Annotated in this window: 9 protein-coding genes; all 9 read left to right on the top strand. The window is 72.9% G+C overall.

What is annotated here, in order from left to right:
* Positions 1-331 precede the first annotated feature (331 nt).
* A complete protein-coding gene (locus ACZ501_RS32530; RefSeq protein WP_361597892.1) occupies positions 332-1,777 on the top strand; it encodes an aldehyde dehydrogenase family protein in 1,446 nt (481 codons plus the stop codon).
* A 179-nt stretch (positions 1,778-1,956) separates the two neighbouring features.
* Entirely contained in the window at positions 1,957-3,906 is a 1,950-nt protein-coding gene (locus ACZ501_RS32535; RefSeq protein ID WP_468800210.1) for an acyl-CoA dehydrogenase family protein, read from the top strand.
* A gap of 138 nt (positions 3,907-4,044) precedes the next feature.
* Positions 4,045-5,364, top strand: a complete 1,320-nt coding sequence (locus ACZ501_RS32540; protein ID WP_468800212.1) for a hypothetical protein — start codon at positions 4,045-4,047, stop codon at positions 5,362-5,364.
* 12 nt (positions 5,365-5,376) lie between these two features.
* Complete coding sequence (gene dxr / locus ACZ501_RS32545) at positions 5,377-6,639, top strand: 1-deoxy-D-xylulose-5-phosphate reductoisomerase (protein ID WP_361597883.1); 1,263 nt, start codon at positions 5,377-5,379, stop codon at positions 6,637-6,639.
* A complete protein-coding gene (locus ACZ501_RS32550) occupies positions 6,636-7,937 on the top strand; it encodes a M50 family metallopeptidase (protein WP_361597880.1) in 1,302 nt (433 codons plus the stop codon). Before dxr ends, ACZ501_RS32550 begins: the two co-directional genes overlap by 4 nt.
* Before the next feature lie 176 nt (positions 7,938-8,113).
* A complete protein-coding gene (gene ispG / locus ACZ501_RS32555; protein ID WP_361597877.1) occupies positions 8,114-9,271 on the top strand; it encodes a flavodoxin-dependent (E)-4-hydroxy-3-methylbut-2-enyl-diphosphate synthase in 1,158 nt (385 codons plus the stop codon).
* Between the two features lie 153 nt (positions 9,272-9,424).
* Positions 9,425-10,270 (top strand): GNAT family N-acetyltransferase, encoded by an 846-nt coding sequence (locus ACZ501_RS32560; RefSeq protein WP_362459760.1) that lies wholly within the window; start codon positions 9,425-9,427, stop codon positions 10,268-10,270.
* Between the two features lie 97 nt (positions 10,271-10,367).
* The gene (locus ACZ501_RS32565) at positions 10,368-10,952 is read left to right on the top strand and encodes a GNAT family N-acetyltransferase (protein WP_361597871.1); all 585 of its coding nucleotides are present in this window, start codon (positions 10,368-10,370) and stop codon (positions 10,950-10,952) included.
* Between the two features lie 42 nt (positions 10,953-10,994).
* Positions 10,995-12,692 carry a proline--tRNA ligase gene (locus ACZ501_RS32570; RefSeq protein ID WP_468800214.1) on the top strand — a complete coding sequence of 566 codons (1,698 nt, stop codon included), beginning with the start codon at positions 10,995-10,997 and terminating at the stop codon, positions 12,690-12,692.
* The last annotated feature ends 28 nt before the right edge of the window (positions 12,693-12,720 follow it).

Below are 12,720 nucleotides of genomic sequence, written 5' to 3' on the forward strand. Positions count from 1 at the left end.
GCCGCCCGGCGCGAGGGGCGCATGGCTGCCCGTAGCGGTACGCCATCCGCGGACGGCCCCGACCCCGGCCAGGCATCCGGCGCCCAGCCGGCAGGCCGTCGGACCGAGGCCGGCGCGGCGGCGGGGAGCCGGGACGGCCGCGCGCGGCCGAGCCGTGCGAGGGGCGCGTCGGGAAAGGCACAGTGCCAAAGCGGCGCAGGGGCGGCGGGAGGTGCTCCATGCCGGATAAACACCGAAGGCCCGGCGGAGTCCTACCGTGGTGGAGACAACGACCCGCCCCCAGCTACCGCTGGGAGGTGCCCCCAGCACACACCGAAGGGCCGGGATTCGCATGACTTCCACCCACGCCTTCTGGCTCGCCGGCCGCCAGGCCACCGGCGAGGACAGCTTCGACGTCCACAACCCGTGGGACGGACGGCTGGTCGGCACCGTCAGCGTGCCCACCGACGCCCAGGTCGAAGAGGCCGTGGCCGCGGCGTACGCCGTGACGGCGGAGTTCTCCGCGACCCCCGCCCACGTGCGGGCCGCCGCCCTGGACCACGTGTCCAAGCGGCTCGCCGAGCGCACCGAGGAGATCGCCCAGCTGATCTCCGCCGAGAACGGCAAGCCGGTCAAGTGGGCGCGCGGTGAGGTCGGCCGTGCGGTGTCCGTGTTCCGTTTCGCCGCCGAAGAGGCCCGCCGCTTCAACGGCGGAGAGGCCCAGCGCCTCGACACCGACGCCGGCGGCGTCGGCCGCCTGGCCCTGACCCGCCGCTTCGTCAAGGGCCCGGTCCTCGGCATCGCGCCGTTCAACTTCCCGCTGAACCTGTGCGCCCACAAGGTGGCCCCCGCCATCGCCGTCGGCGCGCCGATCATCCTGAAGCCGGCCCCGGCCACCCCGCTGTCCGGCCTCATCCTCGGCGAGCTCCTCGCCGAGACCGACCTGCCGGCCGGCTCCTGGTCCGTGCTGCCCGTCGCCAACGACAAGATGCCGGCCCTCGTGAAGGACGACCGCCTGCCGGTCATCTCCTTCACCGGCTCCGACACCGTCGGCTACGCCATCCAGCAGTCGGTGCCCCACAAGCACTGCACCCTGGAGCTCGGCGGCAACGCCGCAGCCGTCGTCCTCGCCGACTGGTCCTCCGACGCCGACCTCGAGTGGGCCGCGACCCGTATCGCGACCTTCTCGAACTACCAGGCCGGCCAGTCCTGCATCTCGGTGCAGCGCGTGATCGCCGACGCCTCCGTCTACGACCGGCTCCTCGAGAAGGTCGTCGAGAAGGTCCGGGCCCAGGTCACCGGCGACCCCGCCGACGACGCCACCGACGTCGGCCCGCTCGTCTCCGAGGACGCCGCCAAGCGCGTCGAGTCCTGGGTGGACGAGGCGGTCTCCGCCGGTGCCAAGCTGCTCACGGGCGGCAAGCGCGACGGCGCCACGGTCGAGCCCACCGTCCTCGCGGACGTCCCGGCCGGCGTGAAGCTCGCCACCGAGGAGGTCTTCGGCCCGGTCCTGACCCTGACCAAGGTCGAGAACACCGACGAGGCGTTCGCCGCCGTCAACGATTCGAAGTTCGGCCTGCAGACCGGCGTCTTCACCCGCGACGTCCAGGTCGCCTTCCGCGCCCACCGCGAGCTCGAGGTCGGCGGTGTGATCATCGGCGACGCCCCCTCGTACCGGGCCGACCAGATGCCGTACGGCGGTGTCAAGCAGTCCGGCGTGGGCCGCGAGGGCGTCCGCTACGCGATGGACGACTACACGTACGAGCGCGTCCTGGTCCTCACGGGCCTCGACATCTGACCGACTCGTACGGTCACAGACCGACGGCCGGAGCCTACTGTGCGGGGGCTCCGGCCGTCCCCCTTTTGTGCCGTCCCCCTTTTGCAGGCGCCCGTATTTTCCCGGGCGCCGGGAAGGGGTACGACTGACAGGTAGCACCGATCGGTAGGTCCCCCCGATGCGGCGAGGTGAGTACCCGGATGTCGGCAACACGGCCCGTACAGCCCAAGGTGACCGAGCGCGAGGCGCGCCAGGTCGCGGAAGCGGCCCGCGAGCAGGACTGGCGCAAGCCCAGCTTCGCCAAGGAGCTCTTCCTCGGACGCTTCCGGCTCGACCTGATCCATCCCCATCCCGCCCCCGCCGCCGAGGACGTCCGGCGGGGCGAGGCCTTCCTGGCCCGGCTGCGGGAGTTCTGCGAGAACGAGATCGACGGTCCGCGCATCGAGCGCGAGGCGCGGATCCCCGACGAGACGGTGCGCGGGCTCAAGCAGCTCGGCGCCCTCGGCATGAAGATCGGCACCGAGTACGGGGGCCTCGGCCTCACCCAGGTGTACTACAACAAGGCGCTCGCCCTCGTCGGTTCCGTCAGCCCCGCCATCGGGGCGCTGCTCTCCGCCCACCAGTCGATCGGTGTGCCGCAGCCGCTGAAGATGTTCGGCACGAAGGAGCAGAAGGACACCTACCTGCCCCGCTGCGCCACCACCGCGATCAGCGCCTTCCTGCTCACCGAGCCCGACGTGGGCTCCGACCCGGCGCGCCTGGCGACCACCGCCGTGCCCGACCCGGAGGACGAGGACACGTACGTCCTCGACGGGGTGAAGCTGTGGACCACCAACGGGGTGGTGGCCGACCTGCTCGTGGTCATGGCCAGGGTCCCCCGGAGCGAGAACCACCGCGGCGGGATCACCGCGTTCGTCGTCGAGGCGGACTCGCCGGGGATCACCGTCGAGCACCGCAACGCCTTCATGGGCCTACGCGGCCTGGAGAACGGCGTCACCCGCTTCCACCGGGTCCGGGTGCCCGCGGCCCAGCGGATCGGCGCCGAGGGGGCCGGGCTGAAGATCGCGCTGACCACCCTCAACACCGGCAGGCTGTCCCTGCCCGCCATGTGCGTCGGCGCCGGCAAGTGGTGCCTGAAGATCGCCCGGGAATGGTCCGGTGCACGCGAGCAGTGGGGCCGTCCCGTCGCCCGGCACGAGGCCGTCGGGGCCAAGATCTCCTTCATCGCGGCCACCACGTTCGCCCTGGAGGCGGTGGTGGACCTCGCCTCCCAGATGGCCGACGAGGACCGCAACGACATCCGCATCGAAGCCGCCCTCGCCAAGCTCTACGGCTCCGAGATGGCCTGGCTGATGGCCGACGAGCTGGTCCAGATCCGCGGCGGCCGCGGCTTCGAGACCGCCGAGTCCCTGGCCGCGCGCGGCGAGCGTGCCGTGCCCGCCGAGCAGCTGCTGCGCGACCTGCGCATCAACCGGATCTTCGAGGGTTCGACCGAGATCATGCACCTGCTGATCGCACGCGAGGCCGTCGACGCCCACCTCTCGGTCGCCGGCGACCTCATCGACCCCGAGAAGGACCTCGGCGACAAGGCGAAGGCGGGCGCCCGCGCGGCCGGCTTCTACGCGCGCTGGCTGCCCAAGCTCGCCGCCGGCCCCGGCCAGGTGCCCGGCGCCTACCGGGAGTTCCACCCGGCCGGCCACCCCGACCTCGCCACCCACCTGCGCTACGTCGAGCGCGGCGCCCGCAAGCTCGCCCGCTCGACCTTCTACGCGATGTCCCGCTGGCAGGGCCGGATGGAGACCAAGCAGGGCTTCCTCGGGCGGATCGTGGACATCGGCGCCGAGCTCTTCGCGATGAGCGCGGCCTGCGTGCGCGCCGAGCACCTGCGCGAGAGCGGCGACCACGGCCGCGAGGCCTACCAGCTCGCCGACGCCTTCTGCCGGCAGTCCCGGCTGCGCGTCGAAGAGCTCTTCGGACGCCTGTGGTCCAACACCGACGACCTCGACCGCAAGGTCGTCGAAGGGGTCCTCGGCGGCACCTACACCTGGCTGGAGGAGGGCGTGCTCGACCCCTCGGGCGACGGCCCGTGGATCGCGGACGCCGCCCCCGGCCCCTCCACCCGGGAAAACGTGCACCGCCCCCTGCGCTGACCTGCCATCATCGGCAGCAGATCGGACGGATGTACGAGGATGGAGTACGCGTACGTCCGTACGTCCGTACGGCGTGCGGACGTACGGACGTACGAGCGAGCACCGGTACCGGCACGAAACGCGAGGCGGACGAGGACGATGGCGACGGCCGAGGAGGACCGGGCCTGCCGACGGCTGGCCTGGTGCGTGGCGCACCTGCTGCGCCACGCACCGCACCACGTGGTGGCCGACCTGATCGACCGGCTCGACGGGCCCACCCGCATGTACCTCTGCCGGGACCAGTGGCTGCCCGCCGCGGCCGTCACCCTGCTGCTGCGCCACGGCACCGACACCGACCGGCACTACATCGCCCGCAACCCGCACGTCGTCGGCCGCCCGCTGCCCGGCCTGCCCGGCCCCGCGCGGTACGCCGCCCGGCCGGGGCCCTCGCCCGCGCTGCTCGCCGAGACCGGCCCCGGCCCCCTGACCCCCGAGGAGCTGGTCCGGCTGCTGCGCCGGCACGGCCGCCGCCCCCGGGTCCCGCTCACCCTGCTCCGCATGCCGCACCTGCTCGACCTCCGGGACCCCGAGCCGCTGCTGCGCGCCCACGCCCGCGCCCCGCTGCCGGCCGGCGCGGTCGAGGCGCTGCTGCTGGCCGGCGGGCTGCCCCGGCAGGCGTGCCGCGCGCTGCTCGACGCGCGCACGGGGGACACGTACGGGCGCCACTGGTACCGCCCCGCCGTGCGCGCCGTCCGGATGGGCCTGCTCACCTGCGACGAGCTCGTCACCTACGTGGCCCCCGCGGCCCGGACCCTGCTGCTCGGGCACCTGCCCGTCACGCACGGCCTGCGCTGGACCCTGCCCGAACAGGCCGAGATGCAGTCGGCCGTGCACCGCGCCCTGCGTCCCGCGCTCGGCGACGACCCCCGGCTGTGGGCCGAACTGGGGCGCCGCGCCCCCGCCTTCCGCGGCACCCTGCCCGACCTGGCGGCGGCCCTGGCCGCGGGCACTCCGCCCGCGCCCGGCGACGTGCGCCACGACCCGGCGCTGGCCCGCGCCGTACGCCACCTCGCCCCGGACCCGTCCCCGGGCGAGCCGGCCGGCGCCTGGGAGCGCGAGCTGGCGCTGGTGAGCCTCGCCGTACCCATGGAGACGGCCGCCGAGGACGTCCGCTGGGTCCGCGACTGCCTGGACCGGTCCCTGCTGACCGGCGCCGACGTGGTCCGGCACAAGGTCCCCGCCTGCTGGGCGCTCGACGAGGACCAGTGGCTCGGGGACATAGGCCACCCCGACCGCCACGACCGCCCCGCCGCCGTACTCGCCGCCCGCGCCGAGGCCGACCGGCTCTTCGACGCCGCCCTCGGGGACGCCCCCGGGGCCTGGTGGCGCGCCGCCCGGGCGCTCCCCGACTTCGCCGGAACCCTGCCCGAACTCCTGGCCCGCGTCACGGACGGGGACTCCGTGTCCAAGCGTCCCTGAGTTGCGGCAACAATGGGGGGCATGAGCGACAGTCCAGCCCCCCTCGCCGACCCGCACCTCCTCTTCGACGCCGCGGCCGGCCGCCGGGACATCGTCATCCTCGGGTCGACCGGGTCCATCGGCACCCAGGCCATCGACCTCGCCCTGCGCAACCCGGACCGGTTCCGGGTGACCGCGCTGTCCGCCGCGGGCGGCCGGGTCGCCCTGCTGGCCGAACAGGCCCGGCGGCTCGGGGTCAGGGCCGTGGCCGTCGCCCGCGAGGACGCCGTACCGGCCCTGAAGGAGGCGCTGGGCGAGCAGTACGGCGCCGGCGAGCCGCTGCCCGAGATCCTGGCCGGGCCCGACGCGGCGGCCGAACTCGCCGCCTCGGACTGCCACACCGTCCTGAACGGCATCACCGGCTCCATCGGCCTCGCCCCCACCCTCGCGGCGCTGCGGGCCGGCCGCACCCTGGCCCTGGCCAACAAGGAGTCGCTGATCGTCGGCGGCCCCCTGGTCAAGGCCCTCGCGAAGCCCGGCCAGATCATCCCCGTGGACTCCGAGCACGCGGCCCTCTTCCAGGCCCTCGCCGCCGGCACCCGCGCCGACGTGCGCAAGCTCGTGGTCACCGCGTCCGGCGGCCCCTTCCGCGGCCGCACCCGCGCCGAGCTGGCCTCCGTCACCGTCGAGGACGCCCTGGCGCACCCCACCTGGGCCATGGGCCCGGTCATCACCGTCAACTCGGCGACCCTGGTCAACAAGGGACTGGAGGTCATCGAGGCGCACCTGCTCTACGACATCCCCTTCGACCGCATCGAGGTCGTGGTCCACCCCCAGTCCTACGTGCACTCGATGGTCGAGTTCACGGACGGTTCCACCCTCGCCCAGGCCACCCCGCCGGACATGCGCGGCCCCATCGCGATCGGTCTCGGCTGGCCCCAGCGGGTCCCGGACGCCTCCCGCGCCTTCGACTGGACCAAGGCCTCCACCTGGGAGTTCTTCCCGCTGGACACCGAGGCCTTCCCCGCGGTCGGCCTCGCCCGGCACGTCGGCACCCTGGGCGGAACCGCCCCCGCCGTGTTCAATGCGGCCAACGAGGAGTGCGTGGAGGCCTTCCTGGCCGGCCGGATGCCGTTCACGGCAATCATGGATACCGTCTCCGCAGTGGTCGACGAGCACGGAACCCCCGCGTCGGGAACTTCTCTGACGGTGGCGGACGTCCTGGAAGCGGAGACCTGGGCCAGGGCCCGGGCACGGGAGATGGCGGCGCGGGCCGCCGTGGAGGCGCGCGCATGACCCTGCTGCTGACCCTGATCGGCGTACTCGTCTTCGTCGTCGGACTGCTCTTCTCCATCGCCTGGCACGAGCTCGGCCACCTCTCCACGGCCAAGCTCTTCGGCATCCGCGTGCCCCAGTACATGGTCGGCTTCGGCAGGACCGTCTGGTCCCGCAAGAGGGGCGAGACCGAGTACGGGATCAAGGCCATCCCGATGGGCGGCTACATCCGCATGATCGGGATGTTCCCGCCCGGCGAGGACGGCAAGGTCACCGCCCGCTCCACCTCGCCCTTCCGGTCGATGATCGAGGACGCCCGCTCGGCGGCCTACGAGGAGCTCCAGCCCGGCGACGAGACGCGCCTGTTCTACACGCGCAAGCCCTGGAAGCGCGTGATCGTGATGTTCGCGGGCCCCTTCATGAACCTGGTGCTCGCCCTCGCGATCTTCTTCGGCGTCTGGATGACCTTCGGCGTCAACCGGACCACCACCCAGATCGCGACCGTCTCGCCCTGCGTCATCCAGCAGAGCGAGAAGCGCGAGATCTGCAAGGACGGCGACCCGGTCGCCCCGGCGAAGCAGGCCGGCCTGCGGGCGGACGACCGGATCGTCGCCTTCAACGGCAGGAAGGTCGCCGACTGGGCCACCCTGCAGAAGCGCATCCGCGACACCGTCGGCCCCGCCACCGTCACCGTCGTGCGCGACGGGCGGCAGCTGGACGTGCCGGTCACCCTGATCGCGAACCAGGTCGCCAAGACCGACGGCCACGGCGGCTACGTCAAGGGCCGGTACGTGACCGCAGGCTGGCTCGGCTTCAGCCCGAAGAACGAGATCGCCGCCCTGTCCTTCGGCGAGTCCGTCGACCACGTGGGCGAGATCGTCGACAGCAGCGTCGAGGGGCTGCTCAAGCTCCCCGCCAAGATCCCCGCCCTGTGGAACGCGGCCTTCGGCGGCGCCGAGCGCGAACCCGACTCCCCGATGGGCATCGTCGGAGCGGCCCGGATCAGCGGGGACATCGCCGCCCTGGACCTGCCGAGCGAGCAGAAGATGTCGATCCTGCTCAACGTGCTGGGCATGTTCAACCTCTCGCTGTTCCTGTTCAACATGCTGCCCCTGCTGCCCCTGGACGGCGGCCACATCGCCGGCGCCCTGTGGGAGTCCCTGCGCCGCACCGTGGCGAAGGTCTTCCGGCGGGCCGACCCCGGCCCCTTCGACGTGGCGAAGCTGATGCCCGCCGCGTACGTGGTCGCCGGCGTCTTCGTCTGCTTCACCCTGCTGGTGCTCGTGGCCGACGTGGTCAACCCGATCAAGATCACCTAGGCGTACGGGCGACACCCCGGCGCCGCGGGAGCCGGGCACGGTGACGTGCCCGGCTCTCCGCGTTCGGGTGGCGTGACCCCCTCGGATGCAAGGGGCGCGCGCTGCTTGGCGTAATCTCGAAGGCTGGAGCCCGCCGATCTCGGGACCTCGATCCACACCTTGGGGTAGCACAGCAGATGACTGCCATCTCTCTCGGAATGCCGTCCGTGCCGACGAAGCTTGCCGACCGCAGGGTCAGCCGCAAGATCCAGGTCGGTTCCGTGGCCGTCGGCGGCGACGCGCCGATCTCGGTGCAGTCGATGACGACGACCCGCACCTCCGACATCGGCGCCACCCTCCAGCAGATCGCCGAGCTGACCGCCTCCGGCTGCCAGATCGTCCGCGTCGCCTGCCCGACGCAGGACGACGCCGACGCGCTCGCCGTCATCGCGAAGAAGTCGCAGATCCCGGTCATCGCCGACATCCACTTCCAGCCCAAGTACGTCTTCGCCGCGATCGACGCCGGCTGCGCCGCCGTCCGCGTCAACCCGGGCAACATCAAGCAGTTCGACGACAAGGTCAAGGAGATCGCCCACGCCGCCAAGGACGCGGGCACCCCGATCCGCATCGGCGTCAACGCGGGCTCCCTCGACGCACGGCTGCTGAAGAAGTACGGCAAGGCCACCCCCGAGGCGCTCGTCGAGTCCGCGCTGTGGGAGGCCTCCCTCTTCGAGGAGCACGGCTTCGGCGACATCAAGATCTCGGTCAAGCACAACGACCCGGTCGTCATGGTCAACGCCTACCGCCAGCTCGCCGCCCAGTGCGACTACCCGCTGCACCTCGGCGTGACCGAGGCCGGCCCCGCCTTCCAGGGCACCATCAAGTCCGCCGTCGCCTTCGGCGCGCTGCTCTCCGAGGGCATCGGCGACACCATCCGCGTCTCCCTCTCCGCGCCGCCGGTCGAGGAGGTCAAGGTCGGCAACCAGATCCTGGAGTCGCTGAACCTCAAGCCGCGCCGCCTCGAGATCGTCTCCTGCCCCTCCTGCGGCCGCGCCCAGGTCGACGTCTACAAGCTGGCCGAGGAGGTCACGGCCGGCCTGGAGGGCATGACCGTCCCGCTGCGCGTCGCCGTCATGGGCTGCGTCGTCAACGGCCCCGGCGAGGCGCGCGAGGCCGACCTCGGCGTCGCCTCCGGCAACGGCAAGGGCCAGATCTTCGTCAAGGGCGAGGTCATCAAGACCGTCCCCGAGTCCAAGATCGTGGAGACCCTCATCGACGAGGCGCTGAAGATCGCCGAGCAGATGGAGAAGGACGGCGTCGCCTCCGGCGAGCCCAGCGTCGCCATCGGCGTCTGACCCCGGCCTCCCGGCCCCCGCCGACGCCTTCCCGGCCCCGTTCCCGCAGCTCGCGGGCGGGGCCGGTCCTCTTTCGTGACCTGGGGGACCGGGCGTGCGCAGGTCGCGGCGGGTACAGTGCGGAGATCAGCAGACTTGCATGGTGAGGCACCGGTGTTGACGCAGACCACGACCAGGGTCCTTGAGCCCAGTGATCTCGACGCCGCGCTCGACATCCTCGGACGTGAGCCGGTCGAGAACGCCTTCGTCACCTCCCGGGTCCAGGTCGCCGGACTCGATCCGTGGCGCCTGGGCGGAGAGATGTGGGGCTGGTACGCCGGCGGCGAGCTCCGCTCCCTGTGCTACGCGGGAGCCAACCTGGTCCCCGTCTGCGCCGGCCCCGACGCCGTACGCGCCTTCGCCGACCGCGCCCGGCGCACCGGCCGCCGCTGCTCCTCCATCGTCGGCCCCGCCGAGGCCACCCGGCTGCTGTGGCAGCTCCTGGAGCCCAGCTGGGGACCGGCCCGCGACGTTCGCGCCCGCCAGCCGCTCATGGTCACCGAGCAGCCCTCCGCCGAGATCGCCCCCGACCCGCTGGTCCGCCGGATCCGCAAGGACGAGATGGACCTGATCATGCCCGCCTGCGTGGCCATGTTCACCGAGGAGGTCGGCATCTCGCCCATGGCCGGGGACGGCGGCCTGCTCTACCAGGCCCGGGTCGCCGAGCTCGTCGGCAGCGGCCGCTCCTTCGCCCGCGTCGAGAACGGCAAGGTCGTCTTCAAGGCCGAGATCGGAGCCGCCACCGCCGCCGCCTGCCAGATCCAGGGCGTGTGGGTGGCGCCGGAGTTCCGCGGCCGCGGGCACTCCGAGACCGGTATGGCCGCCGTCGTGGAGCACGCCCTGCGCGACGTGGCCCCCGTGGTCAGCCTCTACGTCAACGACTTCAACACCGCCGCCCGCGCCGCCTACCGCAGGGTCGGCTTCCGCGAGGTCGGCGCGTTCATGAGCGTCCTGTTCTGACGTGCGTACGGGCCCTGCCGCGGCGTACGGCCGGGGGCGGCCGGTTTCGTACCGGAAGCCGTACCGGAGCGCCCCTACCCCGAAGTAAGGTCGCCGCATGCTGCCTCCTTCCCCGGGCGACGACCCCGCACGGCCCGCCGGCCTCCGCATCGGGCACCTCGACCTCGCCGGCCGGGTGGACGAAGCCCTGCGCGTCCAGGCCGTCGCCTTCGGCCTCAGCGAGGAGGAGGTCGGCATCCGGCGCTACATCGTCCAGCGCCACATGACCTGCCCGGGCGCCCGGGCGCTCGGCGCGTTCACCGCCGACGGGGCCCTGGCCGGCTTCGTGTACGGCATGCCCAACGACCGCGGCCACTGGTGGTCCACCATCGTCGAGCCCTACCTGCGGGCCGGCGGCACCGAGCACTGGCTCGACGGCTCCTTCGTCATCACCGAGCTGCACGTCCACCCCGGCTTCCAGGGCCGCGGCGTCGGCCGCGCCCTCATCACCCGGATCACCGACGGCGCCGCCGAGCCCCGCTCGATCCTCTCCGCCATCGACACCGACAGCCCGGCCCGCGGGCTCTACGCCGCCCTCGGCTACCGGGACCTGGCCCGCAAGGTGCACTTCCCGAGCGCGAGCCTGCCGTACGCGGTCATGGGAGCCCCGCTGCCGCTGCTCAGGCCCCCGCACACGCCCTGAAACGGTTTCCGCTGCCCGTACGCCCCCCGGTAGCCTCCCGTCATGTCTACGCAACACGTGCAGCGCATGTCCCGCCTCATGGCCAAGACCCTCCGCGAGGACCCGGCCGACGCGGAGACCCTGAGCCACCGCCTCCTCGTCCGGGCCGGCTACGTCCGGCGCAGCTCCGCCGGGGTGTGGACCTGGCTGCCGCTCGGCAAGAAGGTCCTGGACAACGTCTCGCGCATCGTCCGCGAGGAGATGGACGCGATCGGCGCCCAGGAGGTGCTGCTGCCGGCGCTGCTGCCGAAGGAGCCGTACGAGGTCAGCGGCCGCTGGTCGGAGTACGGCGACCTGCTGTTCCGGCTGAAGGACCGCAAGGGCGCCGACTACCTGCTCGGCCCCACCCACGAGGAGATCTTCACCCTCGTGGTGAAGGACCAGTGCACGTCCTACAAGGACCTGCCGGTCATGCTGTACCAGATCCAGACGAAGTACCGCGACGAGGCCCGGCCCCGGTCCGGGGTGCTGCGCGGCCGCGAGTTCCAGATGAAGGACTCCTACTCCTTCGACGTGTCGCAGGAGGGGCTGGAGGAGTCCTACCGGCTCCACCGCGAGGCCTACGTACGGATCTTCCAGCGGCTCGGCCTGGACCACCGCATCGTGTCCGCCGTGTCCGGCGCGATGGGCGGCTCGGCGTCGGAGGAGTTCCTCGCCCCGGCCGCGGCCGGTGAGGACACCTTCGTGGACTGCCCCTCCTGCGACTACGCGGCGAACACCGAGGCGGTGACCTTCGCGCCGGCCCCGGTGGAGGCGCCCGGCCACGGGCCGCTGGAGGAGATCCCCACCCCGGACACCCCCACGATCGAGACCCTGGCCGCGCGCCTCGGCGTGCCGGCGTCCGCGACCCTGAAGAACCTCCTGGTCAAGGTGGACGGCGAGATCACCGCCGTCGGCGTGCCCGGGGACCGGGAGGTGGACCTCGGCAAGCTCGGCGAGCACCTGGCCCCGGCCGTGGTGGAGCTGGTGACGGCCGAGGACTTCGCGGACCGGCCGGACCTCGTACGCGGCTACGTGGGCCCGCAGGGCCTGGACAAGGTCCGCTACCTCGCCGACCCCCGCGTCGCACCCGGAACCGCCTGGGTGACGGGGGCCAACAAGCCCGACACCCACGCCCGCAACGTGGTGTGCGGCCGGGACTTCGAGGTGGACCGCTACCTGGACGTGGTCGTCGTCGAGCCGGGCGACCCCTGCCCGTCCTGCGGTGCGGGGCTGAAGCTGGACCGGGCCATCGAGATCGGGCACATCTTCCAGCTGGGCCGCAAGTACGCCGACGCGTTCGGGCTGGACGTGCTCGGCAAGGAGGGCAAGCCGGTCCGGGTCACCATGGGCTCGTACGGCATCGGCGTCTCCCGGGCGGTGGCGGCGCTGGCCGAGCAGACGGCCGACGAGCGGGGCCTGCGCTGGCCCGCGTCGGTGGCGCCGGCCGACGTCCACGTGGTGGCGGCGGGCAAGGCCGGGCCGCTCGCGCTGGCGGAGGAGGCGGCGGCCGCCCTGGCCGCGGCCGGGCGGCGGGTGCTGCTGGACGACCGCGCCGGGCTGTCGCCGGGGGTCAAGCTCACCGACGCGGAGCTGATCGGCGTGCCGTGGATCCTGGTGGCGGGGAGGCGCTCCGCCGAGGGCGTGGTCGAGCTCCAGGACCGCGCCGCGGGCACCCGCGAGGAACTCCCCCTCCAGGAGGCCCTCGCCCGGCTGGCGTAGCCGTGGTGGCGGCTGCCGCTGCGCGGGC

It is taken from the genome of Streptomyces sp. NPDC034085 (assembly GCF_055575555.1).